This window comes from Streptomyces sp. NPDC002156, from assembly GCF_053593675.1.
This window is the reverse complement of sequence record NZ_JBSFDA010000012.1, coordinates 19,293-36,388: the sequence shown is the minus strand read 5'-3', so window position 1 is coordinate 36,388 and position 17,096 is coordinate 19,293. Positions and strand designations below refer to the sequence as shown.

10 protein-coding genes are annotated in these 17,096 nt (G+C 69.6%); 2 read left to right on the top strand and 8 right to left on the bottom strand.

Going from position 1 to position 17,096, the window contains the following annotated elements:
* The first annotated feature begins 29 nt into the window (after window positions 1-29).
* Window positions 30-1,022: an arabinan endo-1,5-alpha-L-arabinosidase gene (locus tag ACWCRB_RS08180; RefSeq protein WP_450995248.1), complete on the top strand. Its 993-nt coding sequence runs from the start codon at window positions 30-32 to the stop codon at window positions 1,020-1,022.
* Window positions 1,023-1,423: 401 nt separating this feature from the next.
* Here ACWCRB_RS08180 and ACWCRB_RS08175 read toward each other — a convergent pair whose 3' ends face one another.
* From ACWCRB_RS08175 to ACWCRB_RS08160, 4 genes are all read right to left on the bottom strand, one after another.
* Window positions 1,424-1,795 (bottom strand): MerR family transcriptional regulator, encoded by a 372-nt coding sequence (locus ACWCRB_RS08175; RefSeq protein ID WP_450995247.1) that lies wholly within the window; start codon window positions 1,793-1,795, stop codon window positions 1,424-1,426.
* Between the two features lie 45 nt (window positions 1,796-1,840).
* Window positions 1,841-2,875, bottom strand: coding sequence for an MDR family NADP-dependent oxidoreductase (locus ACWCRB_RS08170; RefSeq protein WP_450995246.1), 1,035 nt, complete (start codon window positions 2,873-2,875; stop codon window positions 1,841-1,843).
* Window positions 2,876-3,034: 159 nt separating this feature from the next.
* A complete protein-coding gene (locus tag ACWCRB_RS08165; RefSeq protein WP_450995245.1) occupies window positions 3,035-3,643 on the bottom strand; it encodes a nitroreductase family protein in 609 nt (202 codons plus the stop codon).
* 283 nt (window positions 3,644-3,926) lie between these two features.
* Window positions 3,927-9,143, bottom strand: coding sequence for a family 43 glycosylhydrolase (locus ACWCRB_RS08160; RefSeq protein ID WP_450995244.1), 5,217 nt, complete (start codon window positions 9,141-9,143; stop codon window positions 3,927-3,929).
* Between the two features lie 293 nt (window positions 9,144-9,436).
* Here ACWCRB_RS08160 and ACWCRB_RS08155 point away from each other — a divergent pair, with 293 nt between their 5' ends.
* Window positions 9,437-10,924 carry a family 43 glycosylhydrolase gene (locus ACWCRB_RS08155; protein WP_450995243.1) on the top strand — a complete coding sequence of 496 codons (1,488 nt, stop codon included), beginning with the start codon at window positions 9,437-9,439 and terminating at the stop codon, window positions 10,922-10,924.
* 71 nt (window positions 10,925-10,995) lie between these two features.
* Here the strand turns inward: ACWCRB_RS08155 and ACWCRB_RS08150 are convergent, their stop codons facing one another.
* From ACWCRB_RS08150 to ACWCRB_RS08135, 4 genes are all read right to left on the bottom strand, one after another.
* Window positions 10,996-12,060 carry an iron-siderophore ABC transporter substrate-binding protein gene (locus ACWCRB_RS08150; protein ID WP_450995242.1) on the bottom strand — a complete coding sequence of 355 codons (1,065 nt, stop codon included), beginning with the start codon at window positions 12,058-12,060 and terminating at the stop codon, window positions 10,996-10,998.
* Window positions 12,060-13,892: an ABC transporter ATP-binding protein gene (locus ACWCRB_RS08145; RefSeq protein ID WP_450995241.1), complete on the bottom strand. Its 1,833-nt coding sequence runs from the start codon at window positions 13,890-13,892 to the stop codon at window positions 12,060-12,062. Before ACWCRB_RS08145 ends, ACWCRB_RS08150 begins: the two co-directional genes overlap by 1 nt.
* Window positions 13,889-15,586, bottom strand: coding sequence for an ABC transporter ATP-binding protein (locus tag ACWCRB_RS08140; RefSeq protein ID WP_450995240.1), 1,698 nt, complete (start codon window positions 15,584-15,586; stop codon window positions 13,889-13,891). Before ACWCRB_RS08140 ends, ACWCRB_RS08145 begins: the two co-directional genes overlap by 4 nt.
* Window positions 15,587-15,685: 99 nt before the next feature.
* On the bottom strand, window positions 15,686-17,059 hold the full coding sequence (locus ACWCRB_RS08135; protein WP_450995239.1) for a lysine N(6)-hydroxylase/L-ornithine N(5)-oxygenase family protein: 1,374 nt from the start codon (window positions 17,057-17,059) through the stop codon (window positions 15,686-15,688).
* Between the last annotated feature and the right edge of the window lie 37 nt (window positions 17,060-17,096).

Genomic DNA, 17,096 nt, shown 5'->3' with positions numbered 1-17,096 from the left:
GGTCGTCCCCCCATGCAAGGAGGATCCGCGTGAGCCGCACCTCCCGCAAAGACGCTCGCAGAGCCACCCGCAGAACCCCTCTCCTCGCCGTCCCCGCGGCGATCCTGCTCGCCCTCGTCCCGAGCTCGGCGTTCGCGTATCCGAACCCGGGCACCGTCACCGGCTCGATCGTGGTCCACGATCCGACGATGATCCGTACATCCTCGGGCCAGTACCTGCTGTACGCCACCGGCGGCGGCCTCGCATACAGGACCTCGGCCAACCGGATCGCCTTCAGCGCGGGCGGGGACGCCTTCGGCACCAGGCCCGGTTGGTGGTCGTCGTACGCCACCGAGGCGTGGGCGCCCGACATCTCGTACCGCGGGGGCAAGTACCTGATGTACTACGCCGTCTCGACCTTCGGCTCGAACAAGTCGGCCATCGGGCTGGCCGGTTCGACGACCGGACTGCCCGGCTCCTGGAGCGACTACGGGACGGTCTACACATCCACCACCTCCAGCGACTACAACGCCATCGACCCGAACCTCTTCGTGAACGACGACGGCAAGTGGTGGCTGTCCTTCGGCAGTTGGTGGACCGGGATCAAGATGATCCAGATCGACCCGTCGACCGGGAAGCAGCTCGCGTCCAACACCACCCGCTACTCGCTCGCCTCCCGTCCCACCGGGACGAAGGCCGTCGAGGCCCCGTACATCGTCGAACGGAACGGCTACTACTACCTGTTCGCCTCGTACGACACCTGCTGCGCCGGCGCGAGTTCCACGTACAAGGTCAAGGTCGGCCGGGCCACGAGCGTCACCGGCCCGTACTACGACCGGAACGGCGTCGCCATGACGAACAACGGCGGTACGCCCGTGCTGGAGTCGCACGGCCGGTACATCGGCCCCGGCGGACAGTCGATCATGAACGACGCGGACGGCGACCTGATCGTCTACCACTACTACGACGGCCAGGACAACGGCACTCCGAAGCTCGGCATCAACCTCCTGAACTGGAGCAGCGGCTGGCCCGTCGCCCACTGACCCCGCTGCCTGTGCCGGCTGTGGCGGCTCGATCCGTGATCGGTCAGGGCCTTCAGCGCCGAGGCCAGTGATGCGCCGGGCTCCTCACCCGCGGTGTCGATCACGACGTGGTCGCGGTTCCACGGCTCGTACTCCCCGGTGCTCGTCCCGGTCGGAGCAGACGACCTTCACCTCCACGGCGGACACACCCGCCCGCACGGCTGTCTCGCGCGACGGTCAGTGGATTGACCGACTCCGCGATCACGGTCAGCCCCTGCCGGAGATTCTCCTCGGCCAACGCGTATCCCACGACGTAGCCCGCGGGTCCCACGGGGTGCGGAGTCAGCCCCGAGCGCACGAGGGCCTGTGAGCGGACGTCGACTGCTCCGCCCGGCGGACCGGCGGGATCGTGACCGTCTGGGTCACTTCGCCGGAGCTGTCTGCTCCGCCAGCCGGGTGCGTAGTCGGGTCAGGCGGTCGATCTCGGCGTCGAGGGCCGCCAGTCTGCGGTGCACGACGCCGGTGCCGGCGCCGTCCGGTTCGCAGCCGCTGCACCGGCGGCTCGGGTTGTCGACGAGCAGCGGGATGCGGTCGGCGCAGCCGCACAGGTCGTCCACGGTGAGTCCGAGGGCGAGCAGCTCGCGGATCACCCTGACCTGGGCCACGTGGTCCGGACCGTACTCGCGCTGCCCGGCGGCCGTGCGCGGCGGCGCCGGCAGCAGACCGCGCTCCTCGTAGAACCGCAGTGCCCTTGGTGTCGTGCCCGCCGCTGCCGCCGCGTCCCCGATCCGCATCCCGCTCCTCTCGACCGGTACGAGGAGCGCGCCGTCAGGTCACCGTCACGGGAGTTCCACGACGACCGTTCCGGTGTGCCGCCCCTCGAACAGTTCCTGCAACGCTTCGGGAGCGCGATCGATGCCCGGGATCCGTACCTGGGGGAGGACGATCTCGCCGGCGCGCAGCCACTCGCCGAAGCGCTTGTTCCACTCCTCCGTGACCGGGCCGAGGTCGGCACCGCTGATTCCGTGGAGCGCGATGCCGTGGGTGATGATCCGGAAGGTGTCGAGCTGCGCCGGGGCGCTGGAGCCGTCACCGTCCTGTTCCGCCGCCAGCTGGCCGGAGAGTGCGCCCACCAGCGCGAACCGTGCGCCGTGGCGGGCCGCGCCGACGGCAGCGGTCAGTTGCTCGCCGCCGACCGTGTCCAGGAGTACGTCGATGCCGTCGGGCGCGGCGGTGGCCAGTTGCTCGGCGAAGGGGGTCGCGCCCGGCACCAGCACGGCGTCGTAGCCGAGTTCTGCCCGGAGCCGTTGGGCCTTGTGCGGGGAGCGGGTGGTGCCGACGACCCGGCCGGCGCCCAGCAGCCTGGCCACCTGCCCCGCCAGGCTCCCCACGGCTCCCGCCGCGCCGGTGACGAGGACCGTGTCGCCGGGTCGCACGGCGGCGATCCGGGAGAGCGCCGCGTACGCGGGTGTCCCTGACGCCAGATACGCCACGGGGTCGGGCAGTGCATCGCCCAGCGGGGCGCAGTCGGTCTCGGCCAGCAGGGCGTGCTCCCGCCAGCCGAGCAGGTGGGTCACCTCGTCGCCCGGACGCAGACCGCTGCCGGGGCCCACCGCGACGACCTCGCCGACGGCGGGACCGTACAGCGCGTCGCCGACGTGCAGAGGAGGCAGCGGTACGCCCTCGGCCTTGCCCACGATGAGTGTGCGCAGCCCCGGGAAGACGAGGAAGTACCGGTTGCGGACGACGACCTGGCCCGGTCCTGGCGCGGGCAGCGGTGTCTCGACGACGGACAGGTGGTCGGGCCCGGGCAGGTGCTCGGGCAGGCTGACGAGTCGGATCTCCCGGGTCGTGGACGGTGTCTCGGTGCTCATCTCGGCAACTCCAGGCGTCAGTTGACGGGGCGTCAGGAATCGGCGCCACGGGCGCTGTTCGGCCGTGGCGGTCGACGCACGCTAATCCCTGACGTATGCGTCAGAGGCAAGCCCGCCGGACCCGGATCGCTGTCCGACGAGGTGCCCGGAGTGCCGCTCTCAGTCCTCGTGCCGGACCGGGAGGGGTGTGCCCCACCGCTCCGCGAAGAAGGTCTCCGCCAGGGGCCGCCGTTCGCGTGCGGCGGTCTCGCGGTCGCGCAGGTCCGGCGGGAGGAGGTCCGCCGCGGCCAGGGCACCGATCGCGGTGACGGACTGGGGCTGGTAGCCGTCCGGGACGCCCAGCGAGGTGCGCAGCCGGTCCCGGTCGAAGCCGCCCATCTGGTGGGTGTGCAGACCCAGCGCGTGTGCCTGCACCGACAGCTGGGCCACCGCGAGCCCGGTGTCGTACGCGGCGCCGTACAGCGGAGTCCCGTCGTCGAGGCGCTCCCCGGCGACCGCCGCGACGAGCAGCGAACTGTTCCCCGCCCAGCGGCGGTTGGTGCTCCCGAGGGCACCGAAGATCTGCTCGTACGTCGAGTCGCCGCGGCGGCCGACCAGGAAGCGCCACGGCTGCCTGTTGTAGGCGGAGGGCGCCCAGCGGGCCGCCTCCAGCAGGGAGACGAGCTCCTCGTCACCGATCGTGTGGGCGGCGTCGAACGAACGCGGGCTCCAGCGTTCGGCGAGCAGGGGGTGGACGGCCACGGCGGTGTTCGCGGTACGGGGGGACATGCGGGGGCCTTTCATGGGCAGCGCGGTTGCGGTGACGAGAAGGGGCGGCCGGAGGCCGGAGACGCCGGAGCGTGGTGTCAGCTCGCGGACGGACAACCCATGGTGGTGACACGTGCGTAGTCGACGTGGCGGCGGGACACGAGCACGGTCATGCGGCCAGGTAACCACACGGAGGGAGCCGGGCACCAGCACGCCGAGGGCGCGCACACCGGGCGGGCGGTCAGGCCCAGCTCGGTGTACGCGCCCTCGGGTACTGCTGTCCGGCGCGATCAGTGCATCCGGCCTAGTGGCCGATGGCGATGCCCTTCGTCGCGGTCCCCGTGAGGTTGTCGTACACGACGTCCCCCGTGGACTTCTTCCAGATCCGGATGCGGAAGGTGTCCGGTCCGTCCGTGGCCGTGACGCGGAAGGCGTAGCCGCTCACGCCGTTGACCGAGCCGGAGCCCTGGTACACCGCCTTCGAGCCCGTCACCACCAGCCAGTCGGAGGACGTGGCGCGCAGCCGCACGCCCGTCTTGGACTTGCCGTCCGGCGTGAAGTCGAAGGACGCCGTGCCCGTCGGGACCGTCGCCCCCTTCTTGTAGAAGGCGCCGAAGGAGAAGCCCGCCTTGCCGGTCAGTGCCGGGTCGGCCGGGTAGGCGCCCGCCCGGGACGGGATCACGCCGATGCCCGTCGCGCGGCCGGCGGGGTTGTACACGACCAGCTCGGCGAGCTGGGCCGTGTCCGTGGCCCCGTCGTCGTCCGTCACCGTGACCGTCGGGCGGAAGATGCCCGCCGAGAGGTAGGCGTGGGTCGCCTCGCAGAGGCCGCCCGTGACCTTGCCGGACGTCGGGGTGGTGCCGTCCTTCCAGTCGATGGCGCAGGTGTGGGTGTCGGAGCGGCCCGGGTCGGTGAACTTCACCGTGAGGGCGGCCGGGGTGCGCTTGCCCGCCGGGACCGGGGTCTTCGGGCCCTGGGCCGAGGTGATCGACGGGGGCGCGTTGGTGACCGTCACCGTCAGGGTGTCGGTGCTGCGGCCTCCGGTCAGGGTGACCTCGTACGTGCCGTTGTCCGTGCAGGTGAGGGATGCCGGGATGGCGGTGCTGTTCGCGATCGTGCAGGGGGTTGCCGCCCCGACGCTCCAACTCGGCGTGCCTGCACCGGAGATGGTGCCCGTGAGCGGGATCGTGCTGCCTTCCTGGCCCGTTGTGTCCGCTCCCGCGTGGACGATGGTCACCGGGTCGATGCTCGACAGGGTCGGGACGACCTTCTTGATCAGACCGTCGGCGTCGAACTCCAGCTTGTCGATGGTCGTTTCGCGGTGCATGCCGTCGCCGCCGGGGATCGCGAAGCGGTGGTAGGCGATGTACCAGTCGTCGGTGTTCGGGACGTTGACCACCGAGTGGTGGCCGGGGCCCTTGATGCCGAGCGAGAGGTCCTTCTCCAGGATCACGCCCTGCTTGGTCCAGGGACCGGTGGGCGAGGGGCCGGTGGCGTAGGCGACCTGGTAGTTCTCGTCACGTGTGTCGTTCTCCGACCACATGAAGTAGTAGGTGCCCTTGCGCTTGATGACGAAGGTGCCCTCGTTGTAGTTGCTCGGCGTCATGTTGGTGACCTTCGAGGCGTCGAAGGAGACCATGTCGTCGCCCAGCGGGACCACGTAGGCGCGGCCGTTGCCCCAGTAGAGGTAGGACGTGCCGTCGTCGTCGGTGAAGACCGCCGGGTCGATCATCTGGCCCGTGTAGTCACCGGCCTTCAGCAGCGGCTTGCCCAGGGCGTCCTTGAAGGGGCCCGTCGGGGAGTCCGACACCGCCACGCCGATGTTCGCGTCGGCGCAGAAGTAGAAGTAGTACTTGCCGTCCCTCTCCTCCATCGCCGGCGCCCAGGCGCGGCTGTCGGCCCAGCTGACGTCGGGACCGAGGTCCAGGATGACTCCGTGGTCGGTCCAGTGGACCAGGTCCTTGGACGAGTACGCCTTGAACTGCGTACCGCTCCAGCCCTCGAAGCCGTCCGTGGTCGGGTAGATGTAGAAGGTGTCGCCGAAGCGCACGATGTTCGGGTCCGCGTTGAGACCCGGCAGCACCGGGCTCTTCATCTCGACCGCCGTCACCGTCCAGGTGCGCTTCTTGCCGTCGGAGCCGGTGACCTCGTACGTCACCGGCTCGGTGAAGTCGTGCAGGGTGCCGGAGGCGGGGCTGATGGTCGCGCCGTGGGCCAGGGTGAACTCCGGTGCCAGGGCGGTGACATCACTGCCCGGGGTGAGCGGCAGGACGATCTTGCTGTCCTTGTCGGTGATGATCGCGTCGGTCTTCAGCGCCGGGTGGGTCGCCGCGGCGATCCCGGTGGTGTTGCCGCTGATCTCCAGGACCTCGGCGGGCGTCAGAGCCCGGTTGTAGATCCGGAAGTCGTCGACCTCGCCGCCGAAGTACGGGTCCGGGGAGTACAGGGACTTGCCGATGTAGCCGGAGTAGTCCTTGGCGGAGTCGTACAGCTCGGACGGCTTGACGGTGACACCGCTGACGCGGGCCGCCTCGGCGCCGTCCACGTAGAGGATCGCCGTCTCGGTCTCGCCGTTCAGCGTTACGGTGACGTGCTTCCACTCGCCCGCGGTGAGCTGCGAGCCGCCGATCATCTGCTTCTCACCGGACCAGGTGGCCCTGGTGATCGCGGAGAACAGCTTGCCGCCGCCGTTGGAAGGGGTGGCGAACAGGTACTTGTTGCTGTCGGGGCCGAGGCCGAACAGCCACTGGAAGTTGTCGCCGCCCTTCCACTTCACGTACGTGGAGACGGTGACGCTGGTCGTGTCCTTCAGGACCCCGCCCGGGATCTTGACGTACGGCGAGCTGGAACTGCTGTTGCCGCCGGACATCTTGAAGGAGCCGCCCTCGACTCCCGTACCGAAGTCGGGAGTTCGGACATAGGTGCCGTGGTAGCCGTGGCCGCTGGAGTCGCGGGCGATGCTGCCGCCGGTCTCGTCGAAGTCGTAGTGCAGGAGCAGGTCGGCCGGGACGTCCGGGCCCTCGGCGGAGACCGTGACCTCGGCGGTGACCCCGATCGCGGAGTCGCCCGCCAGGTCGCCCTTCACCGTGAAGGTGCCGGCCTGCGCGTACTGCGACTCGGCCACGGCCTCCCAGGTGACGGCGACGGGCCGCTTCACACCGTCCGCCGACTCGGCGATCACGGTGGCGGGCAGGACCGGGGCGTCACCGATCCGCGTCTCGACCTTGACGTCCTCGGCGCTCGTGATGATCTGGTCCGGCTGGTAGGTCTTCAGGAGCCGGTCGTACTCGGACTGGGTGACCGGAAGTACCGTGCCGTGGCGGGGCTTTGACGGCAGGTCGTAGCCGGTGGACGGGGTCCAGACGCCGGAGTCCAGGTCCGTCGTCTCGAAGGGGATGTAGCCGCGACCGCCGAACTCGTCGAGGAACGCGTACCACTTCTCCTCGGTGTTCGACTTGAACACCAGCGGGCCCTCGGCCGCGCTCATCACGCCCTTGCCGATGCCTTCGGCGACGGCGGTCCAGGAGAGGTTCTTCAGCGAGTCGCTCTTCTCCTCGAAGATGAACTTGCTGTTGGGCGTGGAGGAGCTGTTGTTCCGCTCGTCCTTGGAGAGGCGGTAGTACTCGCCGTCGTGCTGGACGACCGTGGAGTCGATGACCGAGTAGCCGCGGTCGACCCAGACCTTGGGCTCGCTGAAGGTGTAGAAGTCACGGGTCGTCGCGTACATCATGCGGTTGTACGTGTCGCCGGAGTGGTCGGCGGTGGTGTACAGCTTCGACGCCCAGAAGACCACGTACTCGCCGAGCTTCTCGTCGTAGTACGCCTCGGGCGCCCAGGTGTTGCCGGCGGAGTCCGGGGAGACCTTCACCAGGCGCTGGTTGGTCCAGTTCACCAGGTCGGTGGACTCCCACACCATGATGGACTTGCTGCCGGTGCGCTGGGAGGCGTCCCAGTCGCCGTTGCCGTAGATCCGCAGGTCGGTGGCGATCTGGTAGAACTTGTCGCCCTCGGGGGAGCGGATGATGAACGGGTCGCGCAGACCTTTCTCACCGAGCGTGGAGGTCAGGACGGGCTTGCCGTCGTTCAACTCCCGCCACTTCAGCGGGTCGTTGCCCTTGCTGAGGGCCGCGTAGAGCTGCTCGCCGTCCGAGGTGCCCTCGCCCGTGAAGTAGCTGAACATGTAGCCCTTGAGGGCTTCCTTCGCGGGGAGTTCGGGGACCTTCGCCGTCAGCGTGCGGGTCGTGGTGGCCGTGCCCTTGGTGACGGTCGCGGTCAGGTCGACCGTCGTACCGCCGTCGCCGTGCGCGGGGCGGTGGACCACACCGTCGGCCGTGACGACGTCCGGGTTCGCCGAGGACCAGGCAACCGCCGTGCCATAGACGCCTGTTGAGGGAAGGGTGAGGTTCCCCCGTACGTCGTCGATGTTCGGGACGGTCAGGGCCTCGGCGGCCCGCTGGGTGGCCGTGGCGTCGTCGAAGGTGGCCGGGACGGTGACGTCGAAGGTCTTGGTGTCGCTGACCGGGCCCTTCTTGAGGGTCGCCGTGAGCGTGGCGTGGCCGTCCGGTTGACCGGCGGCCGGGCGGGTCACGGCACCGCTCGCCGACACCACGGAGGCGTTGTCGGTCGCCCAGGTGATGGCGGAACCGCCCGCCGGGCCCGCGCTCGGCAGGGTCAGATCGGCGATCACCGCGCTCGTGTCGCCCAGTGTCAGCGCCGACTTGTCGGCCGCTACGCCCTGCGTGGCGACGGGGAGGGAGAGTTCCTCGACCTCCGTGGTCGCCAGCGCCCGGTCGTAGACCCGGAAGTCGCGGATGTTGCCCTTGAAGAGGTTGTCGCCGGGATAGACCGACTTGCCTATGTAGTTGGCGGTGGTCGTGCCCGAGCCGATCGAGCCGGGGGTGAGGGTGATCGCGGTGTTGCGGCCCACCTCCACGCCGTCCTCGTAGAGCACGCCCGTGTTGCCGGTCTGGGTGTAGGTGATCTGCTTCCAGACCGCGCGCTGGAGGTTGGTGCCCGCGGACCGTGTCGTCTGTTCCGTCGACCAGTTGCCGCTGGCGATGGAGGTACGGAAGGAGTTGCCCGTGGTGAACAGGTAGCCGTTGCCGACCGTGCCGCTGGTGTTGCCGAAGCCGTAGATGAAGTACGGGTTGGACTGCGTGGAGTCGATCTTCACGTCCATCGAGACGGTGATCGAGTTCATCCCGCTCATGACATTGTCCGGCACCTTTATGTAGGTGTTCGAACCGTTGAAGGCGAGCCCCTCGCCCGAGCCGGACCAGCCTGCGGTGCCGTTCACCGTGCCGGTACGGCCGTTGCCCGAGGCGTCTGCCACGGCGGTGCCGGAGGCCGCGTCGAGCTTGTACCAGAGGGCCAGACCGTCGGTGATGTCGGCCGCGGCGGCCTGGGCGGGGGCGGACAACGCCAACGGTCCGGCCAGGCCGAGGAGAAGGGAAGCGGCGGTCAGTCCGGCGAGCCGTTCCGACCAGCGTCTGGTACGGCCGCGCGATCTCGGGAGGTGCATCGTTTCGGCTTCCTCTGCTCAGGCACGGGGGAGGTGACGGAGGGGCGCAGATTTCGTCTGTGTGTCCTCGCGTTGCGAGAGTGTCAATCGCTGCGACCAGGGGCGTCAAGACTTTTCGAACAACGTTCGGCAGGTCGAACAACTTGTTTTAACGCGCCGGACGTCAACCGGAACCGAAGCTGTCACAAGCGTTGACGTGTGCACCTCGCGTACCTATGTTCTGGTCGAAGTTACGTACATAGTCCGGGATTTCGAACAACGTGAACAATGTGGCCATAAGAAGGGGACCTGTTGTGTTCCGTACCCGTCACTGGTTGACCCTCCTGGCAGCGCTTCTCGCGCTGCTCGTGCCCGTCGTGGGCATCCAGCCCGCCGTCGCGGCCGAGGGGCGCCCGTACACGAACCCGGTCAAGTCGCAGAAGGGCGCCGACCCCTGGCTCGAGTACTACAACGGCAACTACTACCTGGTCACCACGTCCTTCACCGGCGTCCTGACCATGCGCAAGTCGCCGACCCTGGCCGGTCTTTCGACGGCTCCCAGCGTGCAGGTCTGGAGCGACACCACCTCGACCCGCAACAACAACTTCTGGGCGCCCGAGCTGCACTTCTTCGACGGCCACTGGTATCTGTACTACTCCGGCGCGCCGAGCGGGGCCGCCTGCTGCGACCAGCAGCGGACGTACGTCGTGGAGAGCGCCGGCACCGATCCGATGGGCCCGTACACCTTCAAGAACCAGCTCACCGGGTCCAACCTCGACCCGGGCGGCTGGCTCATCGACGCCACCGTGCTGAAGTACAACAGCAAGCTCTACCTGGTCGGCAGCGGTGCCATCGGCGGCAGCAAGCAGAGCCTGGTCATCGCGCCGATGACCAACCCGTACACCATCAGCGGATCGACCTTCAGCCTGATCTCCCAGCCGACGCTGGCCTGGGAGACCTCAGGGGCGCCCGTCAACGAGGGGCCCGAACCGCTCTACCACGACGGCCGGACGTTCCTCACCTTCTCCGCGAGCTACTGCCAGACCGCCGACTACAAGCTCGGTCAGCTCGAACTCACCGGCACCGACCCGCTGTCGGCGTCCTCCTGGACGAAGAAGCAGACGCCCGTCTTCCAGCGCAACGACGCCGCCGGGGTCTACGGACCGGGCCACAACGGGTTCTTCACCTCGCCGGACGGCACCGAGAACTGGATCGTCTACCACGCCAACAACTCGGCCTCGGGCGGCTGCGGCAACGGCCGGACCACCCGCGCCCAGAAGTTCACCTGGAACGCGGACGGCACCCCGAACTTCGGCACCCCGGTCGCGCTCGGCACCACCCTGCCCGGCCCGGCCGGTGAGACCGCGGCGACCCCGACCGCGTACACCCTGGTGAACCGCAACAGCGGCAAGTGCCTCGACGTGGAGGGCGGGAACACCGCCGACGGCACCAACATCTTCCAGTGGACGTGCAACGGCGGCGCCAACCAGAAGTGGCGCATCGAGGACCAGGCCAACGACACCAGCCGGCTGGTCAACGTCGCCACCGGCAAGGTGATGGACACCGCGGACTGTGCCACGGCCGACGGCACGGATCTGCGTCAGTGGTCCTGGCTGAACAACAACTGCCAGAAGTTCAGGCTCGTCTACACCGCCACCGGTGACTACGTGCGCATCGTGAACGAGTCCACCGGCAAGGTCGCCGACGTCGCCAACTGCTCCTCCGCGGACGGTGCCGACGTACGCCAGTGGACCTGGCTGAACAACAACTGCCAGCAGTGGCAGATCAGGCCCACCACGTGAGCCGGCAGTAGTCCCCATGTGGCTGTGGCCCGACCGCAACTCCGGTCGGGCCACAGCCATATGAGAGGACGTCAGCTGGTCGGCTCGGTCACCTTCGTGTCCGTCTTGCCGTCGATGGCCGCCGACAGCTGCGGGACCAGCCGCTCCAGCATGTACGGCAGGCTCAGCACCGACACGAACGACACGGAGTTGCCGTAGTCGCTGCTCTCCTTGACGAAGACCTCACGGTCCTCCTTGGCCACCTTCAGGTCCGCGTACAGGGCGTCCTTGCGCAGCGTCGCCTTGTCCTTCGTGGTGTCGGCGACGATCCACACGATCGCGTCCGTGTTCAGGAGGTCGGTGCGCTCCTTGCTGATGTTCGCCCCGAACTCGTCACCGATCACCTTGTCCAGGTCGGTGGGCAGCTTGAAGCCGAGGTTCGTGAGGACGCGCGAGCGCGGGTCCTGGCTGCCGAAGACGAAGATGCCCTCGTACGGGGTCGCCATCAGGCCGGTCTTGCCGGCGAACTCGGGGTGCTCGGAGGCAGCCGTCTTGAAGTCGGTCTCGACCCCGGTGACCAGCTCCTTCGCCTTGGCCTCCTGGCCGAGCGCCTTGCCGATGATCTCGGTCTGGTCCTGCCACGGCACACCGAAGTCGTTGTACTCCTTCGGCTGGGCCACCACCGGGGCGAACTTCGACAGCGTGTCGTACTGCGCCTTCGTCAGACCGCTGTAGACCGCGAGGATCAGGTCGGGCCGGAGTGCGGCGATCTTCTCCGCCGACGGGCCCGTGCCGGTGTCCTTGAGGACGGTCGGCACCGCCGCGCTGCCCAGCTTGTCCGCCGCCCACGGGCCGATCGCGCCCTTGTAGCCGCCCAGCCACTCGGTCGTACCGACCGGCACCTTGCCCAGCGCGAGCACGGCGTCCTGGTCGGTCAGACCGACCGTGACGATCCGCTTCGGCTCGGACTCGATGGTGGTGCTGCCGTACTTGTGCGTCAGGGTCACCGGGAACGCGGAGTCGGCGGACGCGCCGGCCGTGGAGCCCGCCGTGTCGGAGGAGCCGTCCTCGGAACCGCAGGCGGTCGCGGCACCGAAGAGGAGCAGTACGGAGGTGAGCGCCGCGGCGAGCCGAGAGCCTCTGTGAGAGCCGAGCATCAGTGGTCCTTCATGGTGGTGGTCGTGTCGGTGCTGGGACGGGGCGTGGGGGGCTGCTCGGCTGTGGTGCGGGTACCGGACCAGGCCTCCCACAGGGAGGCGTAGGTGCCGGCCGCCGCGCACAGCTCGTCATGGGTGCCGCTCTCCACGATCCGCCCGCCGTCCATGACGACGATCCGGTCCGCGTCCGCGGCCTGGGTGAGACGGTGGGCGACCACGAGGGCCGTACGGTCCTCGATCGCCCGGTCGGCTGCCTTCTCCAGCAGCCGCGCTCCGGTACTGCCGGCCTCGGCCGTCGCCTCGTCCAGCACGGCGACCGGCGGATCCGCGAGCACCAGCCGGGCCAGGGCGAGTTGCTGCACCTGGGCGGCTGTCAGCCGGTGCCCGCCCTCGCCGACGACGGTGTCCAGGCCCTCGGGCAGCCCCGACACCCAGTCCAGCGCGTCCACTTCGGTCAGGGCCGAGCGCAGGGCCTCGTCCGTCGCGTCGGCGCGCGCGAGCCGCAGATCGTCGGCGAGCGGGCCCGCGAAGACGTGCGTCTCCTGGGTGACCAGGGCAACGGGCAGGCTGTCGGCGGACGTTGACCCACCGGTGAGGTGGACCGTGCCGGAGGTCGGCTCGTGCACCCCCGCGATGAGCTTGGCGAGCGTCGTCTTGCCCGCGCCGCTCGGCCCGACCAGCGCGACCCGCTCCCCGGCGGCCAGCGTGAGATGCACGTCCCGAAGGACGGGACGTCCCGGCACGTACTCGTGGTGGACGCCGGTCACGGTGACCGTGCCGGGCTCCCGGTGCTGTGCCGTGGGCGCCGGGGGAGTGGCCTCGGGGGCCGGTACGTCCGCCACGCCGACCAGCCGGGCCAGCGCCGCGGTCGCCGACTGGGCGTCGTCGAGCAGGGCCAGGGCCTGGTTGACCGGGCCGAAGAGGCTGTGGAAGTAGAGCGCGGCGGCCGTGGCCGTACCGATGGACACGGAGTCGGCGCGCACCAGCAGGAACCCGGTGACCAGGACGGCGGCCAGACCGGTGTACTCGGCGATGTGCAGCCGGTTGTAGAAGCCCAGCACCAGCCGCACGCCCCGCATCGTCAACGCGACGGCGGCGGACGACCGCCGGGTCACCGACTCGGTGTGCGGCTCCTCCAGCCGGAACGCCCGTACGGTCCCGGCGCCCGCGATCGTGTCCAGGAGCTGCTGCTGCTGGGACCCCATGGCGATGCGCTGCTCGGCGTACAGGGGCACCGCGTTGCGTACGTACCACCGCGCGGTCCCCGCCTGGATGGGCACCGCGAGCAGCGCGGCCAGCAGGAAGCGCCAGTCCAGGGCGGCCAGCGCGGCGAAGGTCAGCACGATGGCGAGCAGGGAACGGGCCAGCTCGGGCAGCGCGTTGCGCACCGCCTCGCCGACCACCGAGACATCCCGGGTGACCCGGGCGTTGAGATCGCCGGACCCGGCCTTCTCCACCTGCTCCAGGGGCAGTTGCAGCGCCCGCTCGACGAACCGCTCGCGCAGCTGGGCCAGTACGGTCTCGCCGAGCCGGGACACCAGGGACAGTCCGAGCGCGGTGGTGCCGCCCTGGGCGAGGGCCACCAGGACCAGGAGGACGACGGGCAGGGTGAGTTCGTCCGGCGGGCGGTGGTCGGCGACCAGGTCCACCATGCGGCCGAGCAGCGGCTGGACGAGCAGTCCGACACCGGTCGCGGCGACCATCACGGCGAAGGCGCCGATGGCGAGCCCGCGGTGCGGGCGGACCAGTTCGCCGACCGCGGCACGGGTGCGCCGGGGCGTCGCCGTGGGCAGCAACTCCCGTGTCATGCCGGGGAGTTCGTGGTCGCTCATGACAGCACCGCCGCTCGGTAGGTCTCATGACGGTGTATCAGATCGGCGTGCGGGGCCGTGTCGGTCACCCGTCCGTCCTCCAGCAGGACGACCCGGTCGGTGACCGACAGCAGTGCGGGACTCGTGGTCACCAGCACCGTTGTACGGCCCTTGCGGATCTCCCGGACTCCGGTGGCGATGCCCGCCTCGGTCACCGCGTCCACTGCGGTGGTCGGATCGTGGACCACCAGGACGGACCGCTCGGCCGCCAACGCCCTGGCCAGCGCGACGCGTTGCCGCTGCCCGCCGGAGAGCGAGCGGCCCTGCTCACTGACCGCGGTGTCCTCGCCGTCCGGGAGGGTCTGGGCGACCTGGGCCACCCCGGCCGCCGTCATCGCCGGCTCCGGGTCGGCCCCGTCGGGGGCCGCCGCCGTGACGTTGCTGCGGACGGTGCCCTCGAAGAGGTCCGCGTCGTGCTCGGCCACCAGCAACGCGGTGCGCAGCTCGGCCGGGTCCAGGTCCCGCAGGGAGATGCCGTCCAGCTCGACGGTGCCCGCCTCCGGGTCGGAGAGGCGAGCCAGACAGCGCAGCAGGTCGGTGGCGTGCGCGGGGTCGGTCGCGACCACGCCGAGCAGTTCACCCGGTGCGATGTCGAGGTCGAGGCCCTGGAGCCCGCCGAGGCTGACGCCGGTGAGGCGGACCGCGCCGCGCACCGGCTCGGCCAGGGTCGCGGTGCCCGGGGTGACGGTGTGCGGGGCGGCCAGCACCTCCGCGATCCGGGTCGCCGAGGCACGGCCCTGGGCCAGCTCGGCGTTGACCCACGCGAGTACTTCCAACGGGCCGAGGAGGAAGAGGGCTAGCCCGACCGCCGACACCAACTGGCCGAGACTGATGTCCCCTTGGGCGGCGAGCCGGCCACCGACCAGGGCGACGGCGGCGATGAGGCAACCCGTGAGGGTGAGCACCATGCCGCTCTGGAAGGCCTGTGCGCGGGCCGCCTTGAGGGTGGCCTGGAGGGAGTCGCGGCTGGTCGTGCGGTAGCGGGCCAGGGCGGTCGACTCGCCGCCGATGCCCTTGAGGACACGCAGACCGGCCACCAGGTCGGCGGCGACCGCCGAGGCGTGCGCGGCCCGCTCCTGCTCGGCCTCGCTGCGCGACTCCAGCGGCTTGCTCAGCAGATGGCCCAGCCACAGCAGTACCGGAGTGCCGAGCAGCACGACCAGGCCGAGCGTGACGGACGTACGCAGCAGGACGACCGCGCTGACGAGGACGCCGGCGAGCGCCGAAATCCCGGCCATGGCCGCCATGTTGACGGCGCCGGCGCGCTTGGCGTCCTCGGTGGCGATGTTGGCGAGGGCGCCGGGCAGCCGGCCCTCCTCCGCGCCGCCCCCGGGGGCCAGGACCCGGCGTACGAGGGAGATACGGAGGGTGTGTTCGGCCTGGGCGGCGGCCCGGTCGGCGGACCAGGCGCTGTGGCGCCAGCTGAGCGCGAGACCGACGTAGACGACGGCGAGGACGACGAGCCAGCTCACCAGGGAGCCGGTGTCGGAGCCCGTGACGGCGCGGTCGATGACCAGACCGATCAGGACCGGCACCATGGCCTCGCCCAACTGGTGGCCGGAGCCGAGCAGCGAGCCGACGACGACATCGCGCCGCTGCCCTCTGACGGTCTGTCGCAGGACGTCCCGCCCCGACAGCTGTGAAGGACTACTCACCCGCACCCCTCCGGGGATCGGATTTCGGATGGGGCCAGTAAGGCCTGCCTAAGCGCGTATGTGTGCACTTGGGCAGGCTGAAATATAGGTAAGGCTACCCTAAGTTGATGGCGCTTGCCCGGTGCTCGCGTGTGCATCGACCGCATCATCGACCGCATCGACCGTGCGACGGTCGAGCAGGGAGTCGAGGATCTCTCCCGAGCGTACGGCGGTCGTCGACAGCAGCGTCGAGGTGAGACCGTGCGTGTGCTCGGTCGCGCCCTGGAGGTAGATCCCGGCGGTGACTTCGGGCGCTGCCTCGACCCGGTGGTCGCGGCCGACCCGGACGGCGTCGTTGTCGTCCCGCAGGCACAGTTTCGCCGCTCTGCCCAGCAGGCTGTCGATGTCCCGGGGGCGATAGCCGGTGGCGTGCACGAGCACGTCGCAGGAGAGCACCTCCCGTTCTCCGGTGGGGAGATACTCGACGGTGACGTCCAGCCGGTCGTCCAACTGCTCGACGTCCCGGATCCGGGAGACATTGCGCATCCGCAGCCGCTCGTTGCCCTGGACCTTCTCGCGGTACATCGTGGCGTACAGCGACTCGATCAAGTCCATGTCCACCACCGAGTAGTTGGTGGATCGGTGATAGTCGTACAGCGACTGTTTCACCTCCGGCCCGGACCGGAAGTAGACGTCCACCGCCTCCGGGTCGAAGATCCGGTTGGCGAACGGGCTGTCGTCGGCGGGCGTGTAGCCGTATTTGGCGAAGACGGCGCAGACCTCGGTGTCGGGGAAGGAGCGGTGCAGGAAGTCGACCGCCTCGGCGCCGCTCTGGCCCGCGCCGAGGACGAGAATGCGGTCCACGGAGGCACCGGTACCGCTCAACTCGCGGGCACGCGGCACCAGTTCGCTGTTGTGCCAGATGCGGTCGGACAGCGCGGTGCCGGGCGGCACATGCGGTTCGAGACCGACGGCCACCGAGATGTTGCGGGCCCGGCGGACCACTGTACGCTCCGGCGAGCCGGGCACACGGCTGACGACGTCGAACCAGCGGACCTCGCCGCTCTCGGTCAGCACAGGCTCGACGGACACGACTTCGGCGTCGTACGTGACCTGGGCGGCGACCCGGGCCGCCGCCCACTCGAAGTACTCGTGGAACTCGATCCGCAGTGGGAAGAGGGTCTTCGCGTTGAGGAAGTCCACCAGCCGACCGCGGTCCCGCAGGAAACACAGGAAGCTGAAGTCGCTGGTCGGGTTGCGCATGGTGACCAGGTCCTTGAGAAAGGACACCTGCATGGTCGCGTCGTCGATGAGCATGCCGCGGTGCCAGCCGAACCGTGGCTGGCGCTCCAGAAACTCGGCGCGAATGCGCTCCTCGGGCGCGGCTTGTGCGTTGTGTTCCGCGATGGCTATGGCCAGCGCCAGATTTGACGGGCCGAAGCCGATACCGAGCACGTCATGGATGGCGTCCGGTTCGTCGTGCAGTGCGTTCACCGCAACTTCCCTTCCCCTAGGCGCACTGATATTAAAT

Excerpts from the sequence above, each read along its gene's own strand:
- ACWCRB_RS08175 (WP_450995247.1), bottom strand. The coding sequence starts at position 1,795 with ATGCGGATCGGGGACGCGGCGGCAGCGGCGGGCACGACACCAAGGGCA.
- ACWCRB_RS08170 (WP_450995246.1), bottom strand. The coding sequence starts at position 2,875 with ATGAGCACCGAGACACCGTCCACGACCCGGGAGATCCGACTCGTCAGC.
- ACWCRB_RS08165 (WP_450995245.1), bottom strand. The coding sequence starts at position 3,643 with ATGTCCCCCCGTACCGCGAACACCGCCGTGGCCGTCCACCCCCTGCTC.
- ACWCRB_RS08160 (WP_450995244.1), bottom strand. The coding sequence starts at position 9,143 with ATGCACCTCCCGAGATCGCGCGGCCGTACCAGACGCTGGTCGGAACGG.
- ACWCRB_RS08150 (WP_450995242.1), bottom strand. The coding sequence starts at position 12,060 with ATGCTCGGCTCTCACAGAGGCTCTCGGCTCGCCGCGGCGCTCACCTCC.
- ACWCRB_RS08145 (WP_450995241.1), bottom strand. The coding sequence starts at position 13,892 with ATGAGCGACCACGAACTCCCCGGCATGACACGGGAGTTGCTGCCCACG.